The sequence below is a fragment of the Streptomyces sp. NBC_00659 genome, assembly GCF_036226925.1.
In the GTDB taxonomy this organism is placed as follows: domain Bacteria; phylum Actinomycetota; class Actinomycetes; order Streptomycetales; family Streptomycetaceae; genus Streptomyces.
Map to the genome: position 1 here is coordinate 2,826,208 of NZ_CP109031.1, position 24,374 is coordinate 2,850,581.

At 70.3% G+C, this 24,374-nt stretch carries 19 protein-coding genes; 2 read left to right on the top strand and 17 right to left on the bottom strand.

The features are described 5' to 3' along the window. Positions 1-104: 104 nt before the first annotated feature. A complete protein-coding gene (locus OG410_RS12315) occupies positions 105-953 on the bottom strand; it encodes a TraR/DksA family transcriptional regulator (RefSeq protein ID WP_329299162.1) in 849 nt (282 codons plus the stop codon). 582 nt (positions 954-1,535) lie between these two features. Between OG410_RS12315 and ileS the strand changes: the two genes are divergently transcribed. Beyond that, a complete protein-coding gene (gene ileS, locus OG410_RS12320) occupies positions 1,536-4,679 on the top strand; it encodes an isoleucine--tRNA ligase (RefSeq protein ID WP_329299163.1) in 3,144 nt (1,047 codons plus the stop codon). Between the two features lie 395 nt (positions 4,680-5,074). On the opposite strand, the gene OG410_RS12325 is transcribed toward ileS, so the two are convergent. The 16 genes from OG410_RS12325 to rsmH all read right to left on the bottom strand — a co-directional run bounded on the left by OG410_RS12325 (position 5,075) and on the right by rsmH (position 23,159). Next, positions 5,075-6,400, bottom strand: a complete 1,326-nt coding sequence (locus OG410_RS12325) for a DivIVA domain-containing protein (RefSeq protein ID WP_329299164.1) — start codon at positions 6,398-6,400, stop codon at positions 5,075-5,077. A 55-nt stretch (positions 6,401-6,455) separates the two neighbouring features. Continuing rightward, complete coding sequence (locus tag OG410_RS12330; protein ID WP_326788310.1) at positions 6,456-6,743, bottom strand: YggT family protein; 288 nt, start codon at positions 6,741-6,743, stop codon at positions 6,456-6,458. A 53-nt stretch (positions 6,744-6,796) separates the two neighbouring features. Continuing rightward, complete coding sequence (gene sepF / locus OG410_RS12335; protein ID WP_326788309.1) at positions 6,797-7,438, bottom strand: cell division protein SepF; 642 nt, start codon at positions 7,436-7,438, stop codon at positions 6,797-6,799. Positions 7,439-7,567: 129 nt separating this feature from the next. Further along, positions 7,568-8,287 carry a YggS family pyridoxal phosphate-dependent enzyme gene (locus tag OG410_RS12340; protein ID WP_329299165.1) on the bottom strand — a complete coding sequence of 240 codons (720 nt, stop codon included), beginning with the start codon at positions 8,285-8,287 and terminating at the stop codon, positions 7,568-7,570. A 6-nt stretch (positions 8,288-8,293) separates the two neighbouring features. Then, positions 8,294-9,031: a peptidoglycan editing factor PgeF gene (gene pgeF, locus OG410_RS12345; RefSeq protein ID WP_328668588.1), complete on the bottom strand. Its 738-nt coding sequence runs from the start codon at positions 9,029-9,031 to the stop codon at positions 8,294-8,296. Beyond that, positions 9,028-10,221 carry a cell division protein FtsZ gene (ftsZ, locus tag OG410_RS12350; protein WP_326788306.1) on the bottom strand — a complete coding sequence of 398 codons (1,194 nt, stop codon included), beginning with the start codon at positions 10,219-10,221 and terminating at the stop codon, positions 9,028-9,030. The genes pgeF and ftsZ overlap by 4 nt, the downstream gene beginning before the upstream one ends. A 275-nt stretch (positions 10,222-10,496) precedes the next feature. Beyond that, the gene (locus tag OG410_RS12355) at positions 10,497-11,282 is read right to left on the bottom strand and encodes a cell division protein FtsQ/DivIB (protein ID WP_329299166.1); all 786 of its coding nucleotides are present in this window, start codon (positions 11,280-11,282) and stop codon (positions 10,497-10,499) included. Between the two features lie 25 nt (positions 11,283-11,307). Beyond that, positions 11,308-12,399 carry an undecaprenyldiphospho-muramoylpentapeptide beta-N-acetylglucosaminyltransferase gene (gene murG / locus OG410_RS12360; RefSeq protein ID WP_329299167.1) on the bottom strand — a complete coding sequence of 364 codons (1,092 nt, stop codon included), beginning with the start codon at positions 12,397-12,399 and terminating at the stop codon, positions 11,308-11,310. Positions 12,400-12,405: 6 nt separating this feature from the next. Next, on the bottom strand, positions 12,406-13,764 hold the full coding sequence (gene ftsW / locus OG410_RS12365) for a putative lipid II flippase FtsW (protein WP_329299168.1): 1,359 nt from the start codon (positions 13,762-13,764) through the stop codon (positions 12,406-12,408). Between the two features lie 68 nt (positions 13,765-13,832). Beyond that, positions 13,833-15,260: a UDP-N-acetylmuramoyl-L-alanine--D-glutamate ligase gene (murD, locus tag OG410_RS12370; RefSeq protein ID WP_329299169.1), complete on the bottom strand. Its 1,428-nt coding sequence runs from the start codon at positions 15,258-15,260 to the stop codon at positions 13,833-13,835. Then, positions 15,242-16,315, bottom strand: a complete 1,074-nt coding sequence (gene mraY, locus OG410_RS12375) for a phospho-N-acetylmuramoyl-pentapeptide-transferase (RefSeq protein ID WP_329299170.1) — start codon at positions 16,313-16,315, stop codon at positions 15,242-15,244. The genes murD and mraY overlap by 19 nt, the downstream gene beginning before the upstream one ends. Then, entirely contained in the window at positions 16,312-17,718 is a 1,407-nt protein-coding gene (locus tag OG410_RS12380; protein ID WP_329299171.1) for a UDP-N-acetylmuramoyl-tripeptide--D-alanyl-D-alanine ligase, read from the bottom strand. The genes mraY and OG410_RS12380 overlap by 4 nt, the downstream gene beginning before the upstream one ends. Positions 17,719-17,722: 4 nt before the next feature. Continuing rightward, positions 17,723-19,390, bottom strand: a complete 1,668-nt coding sequence (locus OG410_RS12385) for a UDP-N-acetylmuramoyl-L-alanyl-D-glutamate--2,6-diaminopimelate ligase (RefSeq protein WP_329299172.1) — start codon at positions 19,388-19,390, stop codon at positions 17,723-17,725. 57 nt (positions 19,391-19,447) lie between these two features. Next, on the bottom strand, positions 19,448-21,400 hold the full coding sequence (locus OG410_RS12390) for a peptidoglycan D,D-transpeptidase FtsI family protein (protein ID WP_329299173.1): 1,953 nt from the start codon (positions 21,398-21,400) through the stop codon (positions 19,448-19,450). Between the two features lie 5 nt (positions 21,401-21,405). Continuing rightward, positions 21,406-21,936, bottom strand: a complete 531-nt coding sequence (locus OG410_RS12395) for an FtsB family cell division protein (protein ID WP_329299174.1) — start codon at positions 21,934-21,936, stop codon at positions 21,406-21,408. 215 nt (positions 21,937-22,151) lie between these two features. Continuing rightward, positions 22,152-23,159: a 16S rRNA (cytosine(1402)-N(4))-methyltransferase RsmH gene (gene rsmH, locus OG410_RS12400; RefSeq protein WP_329299175.1), complete on the bottom strand. Its 1,008-nt coding sequence runs from the start codon at positions 23,157-23,159 to the stop codon at positions 22,152-22,154. A 426-nt stretch (positions 23,160-23,585) separates the two neighbouring features. Here rsmH and OG410_RS12405 point away from each other — a divergent pair, with 426 nt between their 5' ends. Then, positions 23,586-24,134, top strand: a complete 549-nt coding sequence (locus tag OG410_RS12405; RefSeq protein WP_329299176.1) for a beta-class carbonic anhydrase — start codon at positions 23,586-23,588, stop codon at positions 24,132-24,134. Positions 24,135-24,374: the final 240 nt, after the last annotated feature.

Consider the following 24,374-nt stretch of genomic DNA (forward strand, 5'->3'; position numbering starts at 1 on the left):
AGGTTCCTGACTGAGGACGAGGGTACGTCACACGCTCGCGGGCCCATGTGCTCAGGATCACTCCCGGCCGCGAGGCGGTCGCGCTCCCGTGCGGCGCCCCGGGCTCAGTGCCTGCGTTCCTGCTTCTGCTTGCACTCGACGCACAGGGTGGCGCGCGGAAAGGCCTGCATACGGGCCTTCCCGATGGGGTTGCCGCAGTTCTCGCAGAGCCCGTAGGTGCCCGCGTCGAGGCGGTCCAGGGCGTGCTCGGTCTGTTCCAGCGTTTCGCGCGCGTTCGAGTTGAGCGCCATCTCGTGCTCGCGCGTGATGTTCTTCGTACCGGTGTCCGCCTGGTCGTCGCCCGCGCCGTCGCCGGAGTCCCGCATCAGGCCCGCGAGAGCCTCCTCGGACGAAGAGATCTCGGTGCGCAGCCGCAGCACCTCCGACTGGAGCTCCGCGCGGGCCGCACCGACCTCCTCCGGTGTCCAGGGGTCCTCTCCCGGCCGCACCGCGAGCTCTCCGGGCTCCACCGCGGCGATCCTCGCCTTCGGTACCGCGGTGGCCTTCTTCGCGGCCGTGGCCGCGCCACGGGTCTTCTTCGCAACCACCGTCGTGGCTCCCGTCGTCTTCGCGGCCTCGGCCGCGCCCTGGGCCGCCGAAGCGGCGGTCTTCCTGGCCGTACCGGTGCTCTTCCTCGCCGTGCCCGTGCTCTTCCTCGCCGCGGAGGCTGCGGAGGCCGCCGATTTCCCGGACGCGGACTTTCCCGCCGTCGCCGCCTTCCTCACCGTGGTCTTCCCGCCGGCCGTCTTCTTGGCGGCGGCCTTGGCGGACGCGGTCCCCGAGGAGGCCGCCTTCGTCCCGGCCGTCTTCGCGGAGGCCGCCCGCGCGTCCTTCTTCCCGCCCGGGTCCTTGGCCGCCGCACTCGTGGATCTGCCCGACGCCGACTGCTGTACGGCGGTCTTCTTCGCCACCATGGCCGCGGCCCCTTCACATATTGTGATCTTGCTCGCGAATCGTGCTGGGACGATAAATCGACTTCCGGCCCGCGGCAACGGGGCCTGCCCACGATTCGCCCGCCACGCGAGCCCCGCGCGGCGAGTCTGCCTGCGTTGTGCCCAGCTCCCCGCCGGGTAATCCGCCGGGACCGGCGTCCCGGGATCCGGACGCGCGCACGTCGCCATTCGGGTCACCGCGCGGGCCAAGGCGGCGACCGGGAAAACCGGTCGGCCGCCGTCCCCGGGGCGCCGTACACTGGGCGCAGCGAGAAGCGTGGATGGGGACGAGTAGCGGCGTACGCGGCCAGGAGCGACCCGGGGACGGTGGAAGCCCGGGGGCGAGCGCGACGCGAACATCACCCCGGAGCCGCCGGAAGAACACCCCTGAGGGGCCAGTAGACCCGGCATCGCGACCCCAATGAGGGGGCTCACCGACACGAACGGCGCGTCGGAGGGCCAAGGAGGGTGGTACCGCGGGAGCGCGCCGCACACGGCGTCCGTAGCAACACGGCTCTCGTCCCTCCGACGGAAGGCAGAAAGTCCGTTGGAGGAAGCTCGCCGATGACAGCGCCGACGTACCGCCAGGTGCCCGCCCAGGTCGACCTGCCCGCCCTCGAGCACGCCGTGCTCGACTTCTGGCGTGAGCAGAAGATCTTCGCCAAGAGCCTCGAGCAGTCCGAGGGCCGGCCGGAGTGGGTGTTCTACGAAGGTCCGCCCACCGCCAATGGCATGCCGGGCGCCCACCACATCGAAGCGCGCGTCTTCAAGGACGTCTTCCCGCGCTTCCGCACCATGCGCGGCTATCACGTGGCCCGCAAGGCCGGCTGGGACTGCCACGGCCTGCCGGTCGAGCTGGCGGTCGAGAAGGAGCTCGGCTTCACCGGCAAGCAGGACATCGAGGCGTTCGGCATCGCCGAGTTCAACGACCGGTGCCGCGAGTCCGTGACCCGTCACACCGACGCGTTCACCGAGCTGACGAACCGCATGGGCTACTGGGTCGACCTCGACGACGCCTACCGGACCATGGACCCCGAGTACATCGAGTCCGTGTGGTGGTCGCTCAAGGAGATCTTCGACAAGGGCCTGCTGGTCCAGGACTACCGCGTGGCGCCCTGGTGCCCGCGCGACGAGACGGGCCTGTCGGACCACGAGCTGGCCCAGGGCTACGAGACGATCGTCGACCCCTCCGTGTACGTCCGTTTCCCGCTCACCTCCGGTCCGCTGGCCGGCCGTGCCTCGCTCCTGGTGTGGACGACCACCCCGTGGACGCTGGTGTCCAACACCGCGGTCGCCGCCCACCCGGGTGTCACCTATGTCGTCGTGACGAACGGCGAGGAGCAGCTCGTCGTCGCGCAGCCGCTCGTGGAGAAGGCGCTCGGCGAGGGCTGGGAGGCCACGGGCGAGTCCTTCACGGGTGCCGAGATGGAGCGCTGGACGTATCAACGTCCGTTCGAGCTCGTCGAGTTCCCCGAGCCCGCCCACTTCGTCGTCAACGCCGAGTACGTGACGACCGAGGACGGTACGGGTCTGGTCCACCAGTCCCCCGCCTTCGGCGAGGACGACCTCAAGGTCTGCCGCTCGTACGGCCTTCCGGTCGTGAACCCGATCCGCCCGAACGGCACCTTCGAGGAGAGCGTCCCGCTCGTGGGCGGCGTCTTCTTCAAGAAGGCGGACGAAAAGCTCACCGAGGACCTCCAGAACCGCGGCCTGCTCTTCAAGCACGTGCCGTACGAGCACAGTTACCCGCACTGCTGGCGCTGCCACACCGCGCTCCTGTACTACGCGCAGCCCTCCTGGTACATCCGCACCACGGCCGTCAAGGACCGTCTCCTGGAGGAGAACGAGGGCACCAACTGGTTCCCGGAGTCCGTCAAGCACGGCCGCTTCGGCGACTGGCTGAACAACAACATCGACTGGGCACTCTCGCGCAGCCGTTACTGGGGCACCCCGCTGCCGCTGTGGACCTGCGAGGAGGGCCACCTCACCTGTGTCGGCTCGCGCGCGGAACTGTCCGAGCTGACCGGCACCGACCAGTCGGAACTCGACCCGCACCGCCCGTACATCGACGCGGTGACCTTCCCGTGCCCGCAAGGCGGCTGCGGCCTGACGGCGACCCGCGTCCCCGAGGTCATCGACGCCTGGTACGACTCGGGTTCGATGCCGTTCGCGCAGTGGGGCTACCCGTACAAGAACAAGGAGATCTTCGAGAGCCGCTACCCGGCGCAGTTCATCTCCGAGGCCATCGACCAGACACGCGGCTGGTTCTACACGCTGATGGCGGTCGGCACCCTGGTGTTCGACAAGTCCTCGTACGAGAACGTCGTGTGCCTCGGCCACATCCTCGCCGAGGACGGCCGCAAGATGTCCAAGCACCTGGGCAACATCCTCCAGCCGATCCCGCTGATGGACCAGCACGGGGCCGACGCCGTGCGGTGGTTCATGGCGGCCGGCGGCTCCCCGTGGTCGGCCCGGCGCGTGGGCCACGGCACGATCCAGGAGGTCGTCCGCAAGACGCTCCTCACCTACTGGAACACCGTCGCCTTCCAGGCGCTGTACGCCCGCACCAGCGACTGGGCGCCCAGCGAGGCCGATCCGGCCCCGGCGGACCGTCCGGTCCTGGACCGCTGGCTGCTCTCCGAACTCCACGCGCTCACCGACCAGGTGACGCAGGCTCTGGAGGCGTACGACACCCAGCGCGCCGGAAAGCTCCTGTCGGCGTTCGTCGACGACCTCTCGAACTGGTACGTGCGCCGCTCCCGCCGCCGCTTCTGGCAGGGCGACAAGGCCGCGCTGCGCACGCTGCACGAGGTCGTGGAGACCGTCACGCGGCTGATGGCCCCGCTGACGCCGTTCATCACCGAGCGCGTCTGGCAGGACCTGGTCGTCCCGGTCTCCCCGGACGCCCCCGAGTCCGTGCACCTGTCGACCTGGCCGGAGGCGGACCTGTCCGTCATCGACCCGGAGCTGTCGCGCCAGATGGTGCTGGTGCGCCGTCTCGTCGAGCTCGGCCGGGCCACGCGCGCGGAGTCGGGCGTCAAGACCCGTCAGCCGCTGTCCCGCGCGCTGATCGCCGCGACCGGCTTCGGGACCCTCGACCCCGAACTGCACGCGCAGATCACCGAGGAGCTGAATGTGAGTTCACTCGCCTCGCTCTCCGAGGTCGGCGGCTCACTGGTCGACACCACGGCCAAGGCGAACTTCCGCGCGCTGGGCAAGCGCTTCGGCAAGGGCGTCCAGGATGTGGCGAAGGCCATCGCCGGGACCGATGCCGCCGCCCTGTCCCTCGCCCTGCGCGAGGGCAACGCGTCGGTCGAGGTCGGCGGCGAGACCGTGACCCTGGCCCCGGACGAGGTCATCATCACGGAGACCCCCCGCGAGGGCTGGTCGGTGGCCTCCGACTCCGGCGCGACCGTCGCGCTCGACCTGGAGATCACCGAGGAGCTGCGGCAGGCGGGCCTCGCCCGTGACGCGATCCGGCTGATCCAGGAGGCCCGCAAGAACAGCGGCCTCGACGTCGCCGACCGCATCGCGCTCCGCTGGACCTCCACGGACCCGGCGGTCGTCGCGGCTCTCGGCGAGCACGCCGGTCTCATCGCCGACGAGGTCCTCGCCACGGACTTCGCGCAGGGAGAGGCCGACGACACCTACGGGGAGCCGTTCACCGACGAGGGCCTGTCCCTGGTGTTCCGCCTCCGCAAGGCGTGACGAGGACGCCACACCCGTAGTCAAGGCCCGGGGCCACCAGGACATCCTGGTGGCCCCGGGCCTTCGGCGTGACGCCCGCCTCCCCACGCCCCGCCCCGGGCCCTCGGCGTCACAGCCGGCTCCCCACGCCCTGCCCTCAGGCCTTCGGCGTAACGGCCCTCCTCCCCGCTCCCGGCCTCGGGCCCTCGGTTCAACGCGCCGCCGTACCCCGGCGTCGCGAGCGGCCCGTACAGGGCGTCCGGGCCCCGCGGGCCGCCGATGGACCCGCGCACTCCTACCAGCGCCTCCTGGCCCCCGCACAAGCCTTTGACGGGCACGCAAAAGGGCGGGGCCCCCGGATCTCTCCGGGGGCCCCGCCCTGAATGCCGCCGACGCCTAAGGCGTTCCGGTGGCCGTCAGTTGTCGTCCTCGTCGATGAGGAACCCGCGCATCGGCGAGGGCGCCTGCTGCATCGGCGACGGGCCCTGGGGCCGCACCGGAGCCATCGGCTGGGTCATCGCGGGCGACATCTGCTGCTGCCCGCCGTAGGACGGTCCCCCCTGCGACGGCCCGCCCATGCCCGGGTTGCCGCCGTAGGACGGCGCACCGGCACCCGCGGGAGCCATCGACGGCGCGGAGGCCGCCGGCAGCGACGCGGCGGCCGGGGTGCGCGGCGGAGCGAGCGAGTCGTCCGCCTGCGTCTCCAGCTGGCGCAGCTGCGACTCCAGGTAGGACTTCAGACGCGTGCGGTACTCGCGCTCGAAGCCGCGCAGGTCCTCGACCTTGCGCTCCAGCGTGGCGCGGGCGGACTCCAGGGAGCCCATCGCGACGCGGTGCTTCTCCTGCGCGTCCCGCTCCAGGGCGTCGGCCTTGGCACGGGCGTCGCGCTCCAGACCCTCGGCGCGGCTGCGGGCCTCACCGACGATCTTGTTGGCCTCGGAGCGCGCCTCGGCGATCGCCTGGTCGGCGGTCTGCTGAGCCAGCGAGAGGACACGCGCGGCGCTGTCGCCACCGGGGCCCTGCTGCGGCATCTGCTGACCGGGACCGCCCATCGGACCGCCCATGGGGCCACCCATCGGACCGCCCATGGGACCGCCCATGGGGCCACCCATCTGCTGCATCTGGCCGGGACCCTGGCCCATCGGGCCACCCATCTGCTGCATCTGGCCGGGACCCTGGCCCATCGGGCCACCCATCTGCTGCATCTGGCCGGGACCCTGGCCCATGGGGCCGCCCTGACCCATCGGGCCCTGACCCATCGGGCCGCCCTGGCCCATCGGACCCTGGCCCATCGGACCCTGACCCATCGGGCCGCCCTGGCCCATCGGACCCTGACCCATGGGGCCCTGACCCTGCGGGCCGCCCTGGCCACTGGGGCCCGCGGGCAGCGCAGGAGCACCGCTCGGCAGCTGAGGCGGACCACCCATGGGGCCGCCCATGCCCTGCGGCGGACCTGATATTCCGGCGGGCACAGGAGCGCCGGGCCCTCGCATACCCTGCGGCGGGCCCTGCTGGTCCTGCTGCTCGGGCGGCTTGCGCATACCCTGCTGCTGCTGGTTCTGCGCGGCCGCGCGCGTGGCGGCGGCCAGCTTGGCGCGCAGGTCCTCGTTCTCGCGGAGCAGGCGAGTCAGTTCGGCTTCGACCTCGTCGAGGAAGGCATCGACCTCGTCCTCGTCATAGCCTTCTCGGAGGCGGACGGTCGTGAACTGTTTGTTCCGCACGTCCTCGGGGGTCAACGGCATCTCTTCACCTCAACGTAGTCGTCGGCATTCGGCAAGACCGTATCGTTCACATCGCTCACATCACGCTCTGCGCAAGTCTGATCAAGATGAAAACGATGATCATCAGCACGAAGAAGGACAGGTCAAGCGCCACGCCCCCGAGACGCAGCGGCGGAATGAACCGCCGCAGAAGCTTGAGCGGTGGATCGGTGACAGTGTAGGTGGCCTCCAGAACGACCACCATCGGCTTGCCGGGTTGCCATGAGCGGGCGAACTGGAAGACGTAGTCCATGACCAACCGGAAAATCAGCACGATGAGGAAGCACATCAGCGCGATGTAGAAGACCTGCCCGACCACGCTCATGATCCGTGCTTCCCTCTCCCCTGTTTTCCATACGGTGTTCCCGGTCCTGCGTCTCAGCTCTGGTTGAAGAACCCGCCCTCTGCGATGCGGGCCTTGTCCTCCGCCGTGACATCGACGTTAGCAGGCGACAACAGGAACACCTTCTGCGTCACCCGCTCGATGCTGCCGTGGAGACCGAACACCAAACCGGCGGCGAAGTCGACAAGTCGCTTGGCGTCAGTATCGTCCATCTCCGTCAGGTTCATGATCACCGGGGTGCCCTCGCGGAAGTGTTCCCCGATGGTACGGGCCTCGTTGTAGGTCCGGGGGTGCAGCGTGGTGATCCGGTACGGCTCTCGTTCCGACACGACCTTGGGCATGATCACCGGGGCGTTCTTCTCCAGGCTCTGACGTTCTTGTGTGATGGACGCCACGGGGGCGATGCGCGCCGGACGCCCGGACTCCGAGGCGAGCGAGGCGGAATGCGGCGCCGGGTCACGAGGCGCCGGGGGCTGTACGACTCGTACCGGTTCGTCCCTTTGGGACAAGTGCGCCTGATGTGACTGGTGCGGCGGCTCATGCCGTCGCCGGTCCCGCTCGGGCTCCGGGTCGAGCTCGGGTTCGAAGTCGTCGTCGGGGTCGAATCCTCTGCCGTCGTACCCATCGTCCTCCACGAGGCCGAGGTAGACCGCCATCTTGCGCATCGCGCCGGCCATGCTCTGAGTCCTCCGCTCTGTGGTGGATCGGCTGACGAATTGCCAAGTGCCCGCGATCCACGAGGTCGTTATGCCCGCATTTGGCGGTAATGACCATATTTTCTGCTGTGGTCCGACTTCTTGGCGACGTTACCGGAGGCCGGGTCGGACTCCGAGTACCGCAGTACCGACGCGTACATGTGTCGCTCCGGCTGCCACAGCCTGTTCGAGATCCGAGCTCATCCCTGCCGAGACCATGTTCGCAGCCGGATGGGTCCGGCGCAGGACAGTCGACAAATCCATCAGCCGCTCGAACGCCTGTTGTTGACGTCCCGCGTACGCGCCGGTGAGCGGAGCGACGGTCATCAGCCCGTCGAACCGGAGTCCCGGGGACTGCGCGATGAGGTCGGCCAACTCCTCCACCCCGCCGACACCCACGCCTCCCCGCTCACCCCGGCCGCTCTCCTGCGCGTCCAGCGCGACCTGGACGAGGCATCCCACTTCGCGTTCCGCCAGCACCGCTTCCTTCGAGAGGGCCGCAACAAGGCGGGAACGGTCGACGGACTGCACGAAATCCGCGTAACCGACCACGGAACGCACCTTGTTGGTCTGCAATTGACCGACAAAATGCCACAACAGGGGCAGGTCCGAGCACTCCGCCCTCTTGGGCGCAGCGTCCTGGTCCCGGTTCTCCGCCACGTGACGCACACCGAGTTCCGACAGGATCCGCACATCACTGGCGGGATAGGTCTTGGTGACCACGATCAGGGTCACCTCTTCGCGCTCGCGCCCGGCGGCCGTGCACGCCGCCGTGATGCGCTCTTCCACTTTCGCCAGGTTCGCGGCGAGTTGCGCCTTACGGTCTGTCATGCCCCATCAGTCCAGCCAGACATAACCCGCGAGCCGCCCGGTAGTGCGGTCCCGTCGGTACGAGAAGTGGTCCCTTGATTCGAGCGTGCACACCGGCGACTGCTCGCGGTCGCGCACTCCGAGCCGTTCGAGCTGAGCGTGCACCCCGGCGGTCACGTCGACAGCGGGAGTCCCCCACCCGGTCTCGGAGTACGCCGCGGGTTCCACGGCGGCGACCTCGGCGCGCATCGCGTCCGGCACCTCGTAGCACCGTCCACAGACCGCGGGTCCGGTGCGGGCGACGATCCTGGCCGGGTCGGCGCCGAGTTCCACCATGGCCCGTACGGCCGCGGGAACCACGCCGGCGACCATGCCGGGCCGTCCCGCGTGCGCGGCGGCCGCCACACCGGCGACGGGGTCGGCCAGCAGGACGGGCGTGCAGTCGGCGGTGAGGACGGCGAGCGCGAGCCCTCGCCGCGCCGTGACGATCGCGTCGACGGCGGGGATCTCCGAGGCGCCCCAGGGCTCCTCGACGACCGCCACGTCCGGCCCGTGCACCTGGTTCATCCAGACGACCCGGGCCGCGTCGAGCCCGAGTGCCTTGGCGGCGAGTTCCCGGTTGGCGCGTACGGCGTCGGGGTCGTCGCCGACCGCCCCGCCGAGGTTGAGCTCCTCGTACGGAACGGCGCTCACCCCGCCCCACCTGTCGGTGAAGGCGAAGTGGGCGCCGCTCACGGTGCTCGCGGCGGAGCGCTGTCCTATCACTTCAGGAAGTCCGGCACGTCCAGTTCCTCGGCCGCGCTGTCCGAGTAGGAGCGGGACGGCGGGACCGGCGGGGACACCGGCAGCTCGCTGACCGGCTCCGGGGCGGGCTCCGGAGCGGGCTCCTTGGGCGTGACGCTGCCGAGCGACCCGAAGGACGGGCGGCTCTCGGCGGGACGCGACGGGACAGGGTCGTCGCGTCGGGTCGCGGCCGAGCCGAGGACGTTCTCCCGCTTGGCCGGCGGCTGCCCGCCGTCGAAGCCGGCGGCGATGACGGTGACCCGCACCTCGTCGCCGAGGGCGTCGTCGATGACCGCGCCGAAGATGATGTTGGCCTCGGGGTGCGCCGCCTCGCTGACCAGCTGGGCCGCTTCGTTGATCTCGAACAGGCCGAGGTCGGAGCCGCCGGAGATGGACAGCAGGACGCCGCGGGCGCCGTCGATGGAGGCTTCCAGCAGCGGCGAGGAGATGGCCATCTCGGCCGCCGCCACCGCGCGGTCGTCGCCGCGGGCGGAGCCGATGCCCATGAGAGCCGAACCGGCCTCGGACATCACGGACTTGACGTCGGCGAAGTCGAGGTTGATCAGACCGGGCGTGGTGATCAGGTCGGTGATGCCCTGGACGCCGGACAGCAGGACCTGGTCCGCCGACTTGAAGGCGTCGAGGACCGAGACCTGGCGGTCCGAGATGGACAGCAGCCGGTCGTTCGGGATGACGATGAGGGTGTCGACCTCTTCGCGGAGTTCCGCGATGCCGTCCTCCGCCTGGTTGGCGCGGCGCCGGCCCTCGAAGGTGAACGGGCGGGTGACCACGCCGATGGTGAGGGCGCCCAGTGAGCGGGCGATGTTGGCCACGACGGGCGCGCCGCCGGTGCCGGTGCCGCCACCCTCGCCGGCCGTCACGAAGACCATGTCGGCCCCCTTGAGGACCTCCTCGATCTCCTCACGGTGGTCCTCGGCGGCCTTGCGGCCGACTGCCGGGTTGGCTCCGGCCCCGAGGCCGCGGGTGAGTTCCCGGCCGACGTCGAGCTTGACGTCGGCGTCGCTCATCAACAGCGCCTGAGCGTCGGTGTTGATGGCGATGAACTCGACGCCCTTGAGACCGACCTCGATCATCCGGTTGATGGCATTGACACCACCGCCGCCGACACCGATGACTTTGATGACTGCGAGGTAGTTCTGCGGTGCTGCCACGTCGAAGGCCTCTCGCCTCGAGTTACGTGTCGTCGCCTCGCACGTTCGCGATCCGACGACTGATGCCGAATGGGACGGTCCGAACGCCGACCCGAACCCTAACGCTGAAGTTTAGGGTTACCAGTGTGTCTGTTCCTTGGACTCTTCCGAACAGGACACTAAGTCGACAAGTGGCGCGCGTTCAACGAACACGCCGAACCTCCCGTTTTTCTTTTCACCCTATGTGATCAGGCTCGACACTGCCCAACCAGGGTGCTGGCCTGCATCGATGCGAGTCAACTGCCCGACGATGCGGGGGCAGTGGGGGCACTTACGTCGAAGTGCCGGGCCCCGGAATCGGCTTTCATGAGAGCAAGGAGCGTCCTGGCCTTCGCCCGGCCCTTCTCGGCGCTGCCCCACTCGACGGTCCGGCCGCCGCTCAACTCCAGCGAGACGGCGTCGTAGGAACGGACCTTGACGGTACGGGTGTCACGGGCGACTTCGTCCGGGATGTCCCGCGCGATCCGCACCGCCTCGCGTACGAGACGGTCGGCAGGGAAGCGGCGCGCCGCGGCGCGCTTCGACACCGTCAACTCCAGGACGGGCACACCCTTCGGAGCGGCGGAAACCGTGGCGAACCGGACGCCCCCGGCGTCCACTTCGACGAATTTCGTGCCTTTTCTGACCATCAGGACCGGAGTCCGTTCGGTCACGCGCAGGCCGATTCCGTGCGGCCAGGACCGGAAGACCTCGACCGAGTCGATCCGGGGCAATTCCCTCAGCAGCCGCGCCTCGATCGCGTCCGTGTCGACGGAGACCAGCGGGGATCCGACCGGTACACCGGCAGCCTCCCGCACCTGCGCGACGGTCAGGACCCGCGTCCCGGAGACGGACACGCGCTCCGTGCGCAGCCAGGCGGAACCGTAGAGGATCCACACCGCGGCGGCCCCGGCCAACACCACAACGAGCAAAAGGACGATGAGCCTACGAAGGCGGCGGAGCCGCCCAGTGAGGGGCGGCCGGGGCGGGCCGGACTCCAGCTTCTGCCGTTCACCGCGCTCGGCGGTCGTCGGTCCGGCCACGCTCCCTGCCTTCCCTCGTGCGGTCCTAGCGGTGGCGCGAGGCGATCGCCTCGTACACCATGCCGACGAGCAGGTCGTCGGCGTCACGGCGGCCGAACTCGCTGGCGGCGACGGACATCTCGTACAGCCTGTGCGGGTCCGCGAGCACGGGCAGCACGTTCTGCTGCACCCACTGCGGGGTCAGCTCCGCGTCGTCGACCAGCAGTCCGCCGCCCGCCTTGACCACCGGCTGGGCGTTCAGCCGCTGTTCGCCGTTGCCGATGGGCAGCGGGACGTAGGCGGCGGGCAGTCCGACGGCGGAGAGCTCGGCAACGGTCATCGCGCCCGAGCGGCAGAGCATCATGTCGGCCGCGGCGTACGCGAGATCCATCCGGTCCACATACGATACCGGGATGTACGGGGGCATTCCCGGCATCTGCTGCACCTGCGGCAGTTCATTCTTCGGACCCACCACGTGCAGGATCTGGATCCCGGCCTGCTGGAGGTACGGAGCCGCCTGCTGGACCACCTCGTTGAGGCGACGGGCGCCCTGCGAGCCGCCCGACACGAGCAGCGTCGGCAGGTTCGGGTCGAGCCCGAACGCGGCGCGCGCCTCGGGCCGTACGGCGGCCCGGTCGAGGGTGGCGATGGAGCGGCGCAGCGGGATGCCGATGTAGCGGGCCCCGCGGAGCTTGCTGTCGGGCGTGGAGACGGCCACCTGGGCCGCGTACCGCGATCCGATCTTGTTGGCGAGGCCGGGGCGGGCGTTGGCCTCGTGGACGATGATCGGCACGCCGAGGCGCTTGGCCGCCAGGTAGCCGGGCAGCGCCACATAGCCGCCGAAGCCGACGACCGCGTCCGCCTTGGTCCGCTCCATGATCTGCTCGACGGCCTTGATCGTGCCGCGCAACCGTCCCGGGACGGTGATCAGTTCGGGGGTGGGCTTGCGCGGCAGCGGTACGGCCGGGATCAGCGCGAGTTCGTAGCCGCGCTCGGGTACGAGCCGGGTCTCCAGTCCGCGTTCCGTGCCCAGGGCCGTGATTCCCACGGTCGGGTCCTGCCTGCGCAGGGCATCCGCGAGGGCGAGCGCGGGCTCGATGTGGCCGGCGGTCCCCCCGCCGGCGAGTACGACATGCACCGAAATTCACCGCTCTCCGGACGAACGCGCCGCAGAGGCACGCCGTCGCATCGTGTTCCATCTCCGGGGCCCCGCGGCCCTTGCGGACTCTCTCACCGCATCCCGCTTTCTGCCAAAGCGGGGTTGCCGCATCGCGAGAGCCGCCCGCGCAGCGGGGTCCTCACGCGCGAAGGCGATCAGCAACCCGATGGCGAACATGGTCGGCAGCAGGGCGGAACCCCCGTAGGAGAACAGCGGGAGCGGGACACCGGCGATCGGCAGCAGACCGAGCACCGCACCGATGTTGATCACGGCCTGCGCCGTGATCCAGGTGGTCACGCCTCCCGCGGCATACCTCACGAAGGGGTCCTCCGTGCGTCCGGCCACGCGGATACCCGCATAGCCTAGAGCCGCGAACAGGGCGAGCACCGACAGCGTCCCCGCGAGGCCCAGTTCCTCCCCGGTGATGGCGAAAATGAAGTCGGTGTGCGCTTCGGGCAGTTGGCCCCATTTCTCCACACTGGCCCCGAGGCCGGAGCCGAAGAGTCCGCCGGAGGCGAGTGCGTAGATGCCGTGCACGGCCTGCCAGCAGGTGTCGTGCGGCCCCGGCTCGGTCGCGCCGATGCAGGCCAGCCTGGACATGCGGTTGGGGCTCGTCCTGATGAGGAGGAAGCCGATCGCCAGGGCGACGGAGAGCACGCCCACGAACAGCCGGGTGGGCGCCCCGGCCAGCCACAGCAGCCCGAACAGGATGGCCGTGAGGATGATCGCCGTGCCCATGTCGCCGCCCAGCATGATCAGGCCGAGCAGCATGAAGGCGGCGGGCACGAGCGGAACCAGCATGTGCTTCCACTGGGTCAGCAGCCGCTTGTCCTGTTTGCGGGCGAGCAGATCGGCTCCCCAGAGCACGAGCGCGAGCTTGCCGAACTCGCTGGGCTGGATCTGGAACGAGCCGCCCAGCGAGATCCAGTTCTGGTTGCCGTTGACCGAGAGACCTATCCCGGGCACCTGCACCAGAACCATCATGAAGACGGCGCCCGCCAGGATCGGGTAGGCCAGCGCCCGGTGCAGTTTCACCGGCATCCGGGAGGCGGCGAACAGCAGCACACCGCCGATCAGGGCGGCCAGGAACTGCTTGCGGAAGAAGTACGAACCGGGCAGCGAGAGCTGGAGCGCCGTGATCTGCGAGGCCGAGTAGACCATCACGAGCCCCAGCACGGTGATCAGCAGGCTGCCGCCCAGGATCAGGTAGTACGCCGTCAGCGGCCGGTCCCAGGCCTTGCGGGCGCGCAGGTAGAGACGGCGTACGGGGTTGTCGCGCGGCACCCCGGCGGGTGGACGGCCGGCCCGCCGCACGGGAGGGCGGCCGGTGCGGCTAGTCGGCATCGGAGTCTTCGGTCCACAGCGATGTCACGCGTGCGTCCCTCCCTGGTTCGCCCGGCCAGGCAACCGGGTCAGGCGCCGAGTTCGCGGACCGCCTCCGCGAACGCGTCACCGCGCTTGTTGTAGTTGGCGAACATGTCCATCGAAGCGCAGGCCGGGGCCAGCAGCACGGTGTCCCCCGGCTCGGCGAGCCTCCTGGCCTCCTGGACAGCCGCGAGCATCGCCCCAGTGTCGGTCCGGTCGAGGTCGACGACCGGTACCTCGGGGGCGTGTCGCGCCAGGGCTTCACGGATCAGCGCGCGGTCCGCGCCGATCAGGACGACGCCCCGCAGCCGCTTCGCCGACCGGGCGACGAGCTCGTCGAAGGCCGCGCCCTTGGCGAGCCCTCCGGCGATCCACACGATCGACTCGTAGGCCGCCAAGGAGGCTTCCGCGGCATGCGTGTTGGTGGCCTTGGAGTCGTCGACGTAGGCGACCTCGTCCACGTCGGCCACGTGCGCGATGCGGTGCGCGTCCGGGGTGAAGTCCCGCAGCCCGTCCCGTACGGCCCGGGGAGGCACCCCGAAGGCGCGCGCGAGGGCCGCCGCGGCAAGGGCGTTGGCGATGTTGTGCGGGGCGGGCGGAGTGACGTCGGAGACCTCCGCCAGCTCCTGGGCGTTCTTCTGCCGGTTCTCGACGAAGGCGCGGTCGACCAGGATGCCGTCCACGACGCCGAGTTGGGAGGGCCCCGGGGCGCCGAGGGTGAAGCCGACGGCGCGGCAGCCCTCCTCGACGTCCGCGGCGCGCACCAGGTCCTCGGTGGCCTTGTCGGCCACGTTGTAGACGCACGCGACCCGATTGCCCTCGTAGATACGGCCCTTGTCGGCGGCGTACGCCTCCATGGAGCCGTGCCAGTCGAGATGGTCGGGCGCGAGGTTCAGCACGGCCCCGGAGTGGGCGCGCAGCGAGGGCGCCCAGTGGAGCTGGTAGCTGGAGAGTTCGACCGCGAGGACGTCGTACTTCTCCTCGCCGAGGACGGCGTCGAGGAGGGAGACCCCGATGTTTCCGACCGCCGCCGTGCGCAGGCCCGCCGCCTTCAGGATGGAGGCGAGCATCTGGACGGTCGTGGTCTTGCCGTTGGTGCCGGTGACCGCGAGCCAGGGGGCCGGCTCCCTGCCGTCCAGCTCCCGCAGCCGCCAGGCGAGTTCGACGTCGCCCCAGACCGGGACGCCCGCCTCGGCGGCCGCGGCGAACAGCGGCTTGTCCGGCTGCCAGCCGGGCGCGGTCACGATGAGCTCGGTGCCCTCGGGCAGGGTCGCGCCGTCACCGAGGCGCACGGTGACGCCGAGCGCCTCCAGCTCCACGGCCTGCGCACGGGCCCGGTCGTCGTCGCCGTCGTTGACGACCGTGACGAGCGCTCCGAGGCCGTGCAGGACCTTGGCCGCCGGGATTCCCGAGACGCCGAGGCCGGCGACGGTGACGCGCTTCCCCTGCCAGTTGGTCACTTCTTGGCTGCCCATCCTGCGTAGAAGAGGCCGAGTCCGACGATCACGCAGATACCCTGGATGATCCAGAATCGGACCACCACAAGGACTTCGGACCAGCCCTTGAGTTCGAAGTGGTGCTGAAGCGGGGCCATGCGGAAGACACGCTTCCCGGTCAGCTTGAAGGAGCCGACCTGGATGACCACCGACATGGTGATGAGGACGAACAGGCCGCCCATGATGGCCACCAGCAACTCGGTGCGGGAGAGGATGGCCAGGCCGGTGAGGACACCGCCGAGGGCGAGCGAACCCGTGTCGCCCATGAAGATCTTGGCGGGCGACGTGTTCCACCACAGGAAGCCCAGGCAGGCACCCATCAGGGCGGAGGCCACCACGGCCAGGTCGAGCGGATCGCGCACCTCGTAGCAGGCACCCGGGTTGGTCAGGGTGATCGCGTTGGCGCAGGACTCCTGGAACTGCCAGACGCCGATGAACGTGTAGGCGCCGAAGACGAGGACGGAGGCGCCGGTGGCGAGACCGTCGAGGCCGTCGGTGAGGTTCACGCCGTTCGACATCGCGAGGATCATGAAGAGCGCCCAGAGCACGAACAGCACCGGGCCGATCTTCCAGCCGAAGTCGGTGATGAACGACAGCCTGGTGGAGGCCGGGGTGTTGTTCCGGTTGTCGGGGAACATCAGGGCCAGCACCGCGAAGGAGATGCCGACGATCAGCTGTCCTGCCATCTTCGCCTTGGCCCGCAGACCGAGCGAACGACGCTTGACGATCTTGATGTAGTCGTCCAGGAAGCCGACCATGCCCATGCCGAACATCAGGCCGAGGACCAGCAGACCCGAGTAGGTCGGCGGGTAGCCGGTGATGAGCTTGCTCAGGAAGTAGGCGGCGATCGTCGCCAGGATGAAGGCGATACCACCCATGGTCGGCGTACCGCGCTTGCTGGCGTGCTCGCGCGGGCCGTCGTCGCGGATGTACTGGCCGTAGCCCTTCTTGGCCAGCAGCTTGATCAGCAGCGGAGTGCCGGCCAGGGTCAGGAACAGACCGAGGACTCCCGCGAACAGGATCTGCTTCATCATCGGGCGGAAACCTCACCCTCGGTACCGTCGGCGAGCAGCGCGAGCGCCACCCGTTCCAGCCCGACGGACCTGGACGCCTTCACGAGCACGACGTCCCCTGGGCGCAGCTCGCTGCGCAACAGGTCGACAGCCGCCTGTGCGTCGGACACGTGCACCGACTCCTCACCCCACGAACCCTCGTTATATGCGCCCAGTTGCAGCCAGGACGCTTCCCTGCCCCCGACCGCGACGAGCTTGCCGACATTGAGCCGGACGGCAAGCCGTCCGACCGCGTCGTGCTCGGCGAGCGCCTCGTCCCCGAGCTCGGCCATCTGACCGAGCACCGCCCACGTACGACGTCCCTTGCCCATCGCCGCGAGCGCGCGCAGGGCGGCTCGCATGGACTCGGGATTCGCGTTGTAGGCGTCGTTGACGACCGTCACGCCGTCCGGACGCTCGGTGACCTCCATCCGCCAGCGGGAGAGGGAGCCCGCCTCGGAGAGCGCGCGGGCGATCTCGTCTGCGGACATGCCCAGCTCATGGGCGACGGCGGCCGCGGCGAGCGCGTTCGACACGTGGTGCTCACCGTACAGGCGCATGGTCACATCACTGCACCCGGAGGGTGTGCGAAGACTGAAGGAAGGCTGTCCGCTCTCCGTGAGCCGGACGTTCTCGGCCCGTACGTCCGCTTCGTCGGACTCTCCGAAGAGGATCACGCGCGCCTTCGTGCGCGACGCCATGGCGCGGACGAGGGGATCGTCGGCGTTCAGGATCGCGGCGCCGTCCTCGGGGAGGCTCTCGACGAGCTCGCCCTTTGCTTGCGCGATCTGTTCGCGGCCGCCGAACTCGCCGATGTGGGCGGTGCCGACGTTGAGGACGAGACCGATCCTCGGCGGGGTGAGCTCCGTCAGATAACGGATGTGGCCGATGCCGCGGGCGCCCATCTCCAGCACGAGGAACTTCGTCTCCTCGGTGGCGCTGAGCGCGGTGAGCGGCAGTCCGATCTCGTTGTTGAGGGAACCGGGGGTGAAGACGGTCGGCGCCTTGCTCCGCAGCACCTGGGCGATCAGGTCCTTGGTGCTGGTCTTGCCCGCGGAGCCGGTGAGGGCCACGAGGGTCGCGCCGAGGCGTTCCACGACATGGCGGGCGAGGGCGCCGAGAGCCGTCTGCACGTCGTCGACGACGATGGCGGGCACGCCGACGGGGCGGGACGCCAGGACGGCGGCCGCGCCGGCCGCGATCACCGCCCCGGCGTAGTCGTGCCCGTCCACGCGTTCGCCGACGAAGGCGACGAAGAGGCTGCCGGACTCCACTTCACGGGAGTCTCTGACGACCGGTCCGGTGACCTGTAGCGCCGGATCCGGTATGTCGTACGTCTGCCCGCCGACGACTGCTGCGATCTCGGCGAGAGAAAGGGCGATCACAAGTTCATCCCTGGGTCTGCTGGATAGCTTCGCGAAGCACCTGGCGGTCGTCGAAGGGACGCACCACCCCGGCGATGTCCTGGCCCTGCTCGTGGCCCTTGCCCGCGACCAGCACGGTGTCTCCCGGCTTTGCGCGCGCGACGGCCGCGGCGATGGCGGCGGCCCGGTCCTCGAAGACCTGGACCTCGCCGCGCTCGTGCGCCGGCACTTCGGCGGCGCCCGCGAGCATCATGGCGAGGATCGCGAGCGGATCCTCGGAACGGGGGTTGTCGGACGTGAGGACGGCGGTGTCGGCGAGCCGGGCCACGGCCGCGCCCATCGGCTTCCGCTTGGTCTTGTCACGGTCGCCGCCGCAGCCGAGCACCACGTGCAGGCTGCCCTCGGTCACCTTGCGCAGGGCGCGCAGGACGGATTCGACGGCGTCCGTCTTGTGGGCGTAGTCGACGACGGCGAGGTACGGCTGGCCCGCGTCCACGCGCTCCAGCCGACCCGGGACCCCCGGGACGGCGGCGACGCCGTCCGCGGCGGTCTGCGGGTCGAGTCCGGCGGCCGCGAGGGCGACGATCGCGGCGAGGGCGTTGGCCACGTTGAAGGGGCCCGCGAGCGGCGAGCGGGCGGTGATCCGCTCGCCCTTGGGGCCGACCGCGGTGAATGTCGAGTCCATCGGACCGACTTCGACGTTCTCGGCGCGCCAGTCGGCGTCCGGGTAGCCCTCGGCGGAAAAGGTGACGACCGGGACGGTGGCCTCCCCGGAGAGCCGGCGACCGTACTCGTCGTCGAGGTTCACGACGCCGAGCCGGCTGCGTCTGGCCGTGAACAGCTGCGCCTTGGCCTGGAAGTAGTCCTCCATGCCGGTGTGGAACTCCATGTGTTCCGGGCTGAGGTTGTTGAAGACGGCGACGTCGAAGACGCAGCCGTCGACGCGGCCGAGGACCAGTGCGTGGCTGGAGACCTCCATCGCGACGGAGTCGACCCCGCGCTCGCGCATGACGGCGAACAGGGCCTGGAGGTCGGTGGCCTCGGGTGTGGTGCGTTCCGACTTGATGCGCTCGTCGCCGATGCGCATCTCGACCGTGCCGATCAGGCCGGTGGAGTGGACCGTCTTCAGACCGCCCTCGATGAGATAGGCCGTCGTGGTCTTGCCGGAGGTGCCCGTGATGCCGATCTGGAGCAGATCGCGTCCCGGGTGGCCGTAGATGGTGGCCGCCAGCTCGCCCATCGATCCGCGCGGGTTCTCGACGACGAGGACCGGCAGACCGGTGGCCGCGGCGCGGTCGGCGCCGGTCGGGTCGGTGAGCACGGCGACGGCGCCGAGGCCGGCCGCCTGGGTCACGAAGTCGGCTCCGTGCAGACGGGCGCCGGGCAGGGCGGCGTACACGTCGCCGGGCCGCACCGCCCGGGAGTCATGGGTGATGCCCGTGACCCCGGCGTCGCTCGTCGGCCTCGCGGCGCCCAGCTGATCGGCCAGCTCCGCGACGGGGATGGCGGAGACGTGAACCGGACGCGGCGGCCCCGGATATGTCACAGGGACGCCCTTCTGGGTGGTTTGGGACTGATCAGCTTGTGGCACGGCGGTGAGCGTACCGGGCTCACCCCCGCCGGGGCGAAGCGAGGGCGCGGACGGGGTGTGAGGGGTGGGCTGGTTCCCGGGGTCCGGGGTGATCGTTGTCACGAGTGGTTCCTGGTCCGTTGTGCGTGAGGGCTGATCAGGGCGTGCGGTCGGAGGCGGTCACGGCGTGAACTCCACGGGCAGACGGGCGGCGTGCGCGCCGGTGGGCGGGACCTGAAGGGTCTTGAGGGCGAACTCCATCACCTGCTTGAAGACGGGTCCGCAGATCTGGCCGCCGTAGTAGCTGCCCTTCGTGGCGTTCTGGATCGCGCAGTAGACGGTGATCCGGGGCTTGTCGGCGGGGGCGAAGCCGGCGAAGGAGGAGGTGTAGCCGTGGTACTTCCCGGTGGCCGGATCCACGCGGTTGGCCGTACCGGTCTTGCCCGCGACCCGGTACCCGGGGATGCGCGCCCTGATGCCGGTGCCCTGCTTGTCGTCCACCACGGACTCCAGCATCTGGGCGAGTGTCTTCGCCGTCTTCTCGCTCACGACCCGGGTCTTCCTCGGCTCGGCGGCGGGTGTGAAGCGGCCGTCGGGCCCCTTCGTTCCGCGCACCAGGGTCGGTTCGACGCGGACGCCGCCGTTGGCGATCGTCGAGTAGACGGAGGCCGCCTGCATCGCGTTGATCGACACGCCCTGGCCGAAAGGGATCGTGTACTGCTGCGAGGTCGACCACTTGTCGGCGGGAGCGAGGATGCCCGCCGTCTCGCCGGGGAAAGCGAGCCCGGTCTGGCTGCCGATGCCGAACTTGCGCAGATACGAGTAGAGGACCTGGTTGGCCTGTTTCTGGGTCTTTCCGAGCTGGCCGGTCGCCAGGATGGTGCCGATGTTGCTGGACATGGCGAGCACGCCGTTGAGCGTGAGGTTCCAGGTCTTGTGGTCGACGTCGTCCTGGAAGAGCCGGTCGCCGCGGTGCAGCCGGTTGGGCACGACGACATGGGTCGCGGGGGTCGCCGCGTTCTCCTGGAGGACGGCGGCCATCGACATCACCTTGGCGGTGGAACCGGGCTCGTACGCGTCCTGGAGCGCCGCGTTGCCCATGGCCGCCGCGTTGGCCTGGGTGAGGTCGTTGGGGTCGAAGCCGGGCGCGTTGGCCATGGCGAGGATCTGGCCGGTCCTCGTGTCCTGCACTATCACGTAGCCGCGGTCCGCCCTGGACTTCTTCACCTGCTCGCTGATGGCGTCCTGCGCGGCCCACTGGATGTCCCGGTCGATGGTGAGCTCGACGTCGGAACCGGCCACGGCCGGTGTCTCGGTGGAACCCACGGTCGGCACCTGACGGCCCCCGGACTGGGCGTAGCGGATCTTGCCGTCCTTGCCGGTGAGCTCCTTGTCCAGCTGCTGCTCGACGCCTCCGGCGCCCTTGCCCTCGGCGTTGACCCAGCCCAGTATCCCGGCGGCGAGGTCGCCGTTCGGGTACACCCGCTTGCTGGCCGGTACTGCGAGGACGCCCGCGAGGACGTTGACCGTGCTCCGGTCGGTCTCGGCCTTGGTCCCGAGGGTGCTCTTGAGGTCCTTGATCTGCTGCCAGACCTGGGGGGTGCGGCGGTGCGCGAGGAGGACGTAGCGGGTGTTCGCCGTCCGCAGTTTCCTGGCGACGGTGTCGACGTCCTGGCCGATGATCGGGCCGAGGAGTGCGGCGGCCTGTTCGGGCGCGTCCCCCACCTTGGTGGCCTCGCGGGTGAACATCGTCGGGTCCGCGGTGATGTCGTACGCGTCCACGCTCGTCGCCAGCTCGACGCCGTCCCGGTCGGTGATCCCGCCGCGCTCGGCGGCCAGGGTGCGCCCGACGTAGCGGTTCTGCTCGGCCTTGGCGGCGTAGGTGCCCGCGTCCACGGCCTGCACCTGGAGCAGCCGTACGACGAACGCGATCATCACCAGCGTCAGGGCGAGGCTGACCATGCGCAGACGGGGGCGCGGGCTGCCGAGCCGGATGAGACGCGGGCCGTCGGAACGGTTCGCGGCCGGGCGGCGTGCCGGGCGGGCACCCGGCCCCGGACGGTTCCGGCCGGCGGGTCGCGCGGGCCTGGCGGGGCCGGGCACCCGGCGGCGCGGCGGTTCCCTGTCGGACACTTCCGTCACCTGCCAGGGGTTGTGGGGGGCTGTGTGGACGCTCCCGCGGAGCGCTGCCGCGAGCCGGGAGCCGGTGTCGCGCCGGGCGCCGGACCCGCGGCCCGGCTCGGGGTACGGGCCGGGGAGGGGGCGAGGGCCTCGGGCGGGGTGATCACCGGGGCGCGCGCGGCGGATCCGGCGGCTCCGGGAACGCCCTTGACCTTTCCGTCGGGGCCGAGGAAGGCCGGATCGCCGCCGGGGACCATGCCGAGTTCGCGGGCGCGGCGCTGGAGGGCGTCGGGGGCCGAGTAGGAGTCCACGTCCCGCTGGAGGGCCTGTTCCTCGTCGGTCAGGCTCTTGGTCTCCTTCTGGAGGTCGTCGAGGCGGAACGCGCCTTCGCTGAGCGCCGAGTTCAGCACGAGGAGCCCGATGAGGCCGCCGCCGAGGAGAAGGACGACCAGGAGGACGAAGGGGGTGCGGGCCGCCTGCCCGGCCCCGGCCGGGAGGAGCCGCGCGAGCCGGGCGGCCCGTCCCCTGAGTTCGGGTCTGCCGCTCACGCGCCCTCCCTGTGGCTCTGGTGCGCCGCCTTCACGGGTGCTCCATGGGTCCGGTTCCCCTATTCACGAAACCACCGTGCGTCCGGTTCCCGGGCCCGGGGAACCGGCGCGGGTCCGGATGCCCGGTCCCCGAAGGCCGGCGGGTCCGGGAATCGGGCCCACGGCGTCGCGCGAGCCCGGGTTTCCGCCTCACGGCCCCTCCTTCTCCCCGCGCCTCACTCGGCGGACTCCTCGCGGATGCGCTCCGCTCCCCTCAGCCGGGCGGGAGCGGCCCGCCGGTTCTCGGCGACCTCTTCCTCGGTGGGAAGTTCGGCACCGCGGGTGAGGAGCTTGAGCCGGGGCTGGTAGCGCTCGGGGACCACCGGCAGTCCGGGCGGCGCGGTGTTGGCGGCGCCGGCCGCGAACACCTGCTTGACCAGCCGGTCCTCCAGCGAGTGGTACGACAGCACGGCGATGCGGCCGCCGACGGCGAGGGCCTTCACGGCCGCGGGAATCGCCCTCTCCAGGACACTCAGTTCGCCGTTGACCTCGATGCGCAGCGCCTGGAAGGTGCGCTTGGCGGGGTTGCCGCCGGTGCGCTTGGCCGCCTGGGGCAGCGCGTCACGGATCAGCTCGACGAGCCGCGCGCTGTTGGTGAAGGGCTCCTTGTCGCGCTCGCGCACGACCGCGGAGACGATCCGCTTGGCCTGCTTCTCCTCGCCGTACGCCCGCAGGATCCGCACCAGTTCACCCGGCGGGTAGGTGTTGAGCACCTCGGCGGCGCTCATGCCGGTCGTCTGGTCCATGCGCATGTCGAGCGGGGCGTCCTGCGCGTACGCGAACCCCCGGTCGGCCTCGTCGAGTTGCATGGACGAGACACCGAGGTCGAACAGGACGCCCTGGACGCGCGGGATGTCCAGACGGTCGAGCACGTCGGGCAGTTCGTCGTAGACGGCGTGCACCAGGGCGGCGCGGTCACCGTAGGGGGCGAGCCGCTCTCCGGAGAGGCGCAGCGCCTCCTTGTCACGGTCCAGGGCGACGAGCCGCACTCCGGGGAACCGGGTGAGCAGTGCCTCGCTGTGACCGCCGAGCCCGAGCGTGCAGTCGACGACCACGGCTCCCGGCTCGGCGAGGGCCGGGGCCAGCATGTCCAGGCACCGCCGGAGCATGACCGGGACGTGTCGGCTCTGTCCCTCCGGTCGCCCGCTGTCACCCTCGTCGGGAAGCGCTTCGCGCCCTTTCATTCCGGGCCCTCTCAGGTCCGGCGCGGCCGTACGCACCGCCGGGTCCCCACCCGCTCGGGAAGGGGAGGCCTGCCGGCGCCGGATGAATGGCGTCAGCCGACCGGGAGCAGGAGGAGGCCGAGCCGTACGTACGCGCTGCGCACGCGGGGAAACTCCGGAAAGTCGCCGGGTCTCCTGGGGAAAACAGTCCAACGGGGAGAGCCTCGCCTCCCGCTTCGCGTCACTTTAGTCCACGGTGTCGCGCGGTCAACCAACTGGCTTGCGCGTCGCGGACGGCGCTCGGACCGAAGCCGCGGATCCGGAAGAATCATCCGAACGTGCACGTCGTCACCGCCCGTGTGGATTACCTCACAACAAGCCGCGATGGCATTCTTTGTCCCCTCTCACAACAGGACCGGCCCAAGCGTGACCAGTAACGTCACAGGTATGTCGACTTCCGCATCTGTTCCCGCCGAACCCGAAGACGTCATAGACGACGAGCGCACGGTCACCGACCGACTCGTCGACGCGAACGGGAAATACGCCGCCGCCTTCTCCGACCCGGGAATGGACGCCCACCCCGTGCTGCGGGTCGCCGTGGTCGCGTGCATGGACGCCCGTCTCGACCTGCACGCCGCGCTCGGCCTGCAGCTCGGCGACTGCCACACCATCCGCAACGCGGGCGGCGTGGTCACCGACGACGTGATCCGCTCCCTCACCATCAGCCAGCGCGCCCTCGGCACCCGCAGCGTGGCCCTCATCCACCACACCGGCTGTGGCCTGGAATCCCTCACGGAGGAGTTCCGGCACGACCTGGAGATGGAGGTCGGCCAGCGCCCCGCCTGGGCGGTCGAGGCCTTCCGGGACGTCGAGCAGGACGTACGGCAGTCGATGCAGCGCGTGCGCACCTCCCCTTTTCTGGTGCACACCGACGACGTACGGGGCTTCGTCTTCGACGTCACGACGGGTCTGCTGCGGGAGATCGACCCCTCCTGACGGGCCCCTCCGGAGCTCCCGGTCGCCGGTCCTCCGCAGCTCGTGGGACCCTCTCTGCACCAAAACCCCGGCTGTCCGGCGCCCAAAGAGCCGCAAGAACTGACATATCGCGGCCACTTGTCCACAGGCGGATGACACGAACCGGTAACGGCAACAAGAATGCGGGTGTGGCGTCACGCGGAACCTTCGCGCGTGGTGCCCGTGTTTCGGGGTGGGCCGGTCCGCACAGGGCGTCGGCCC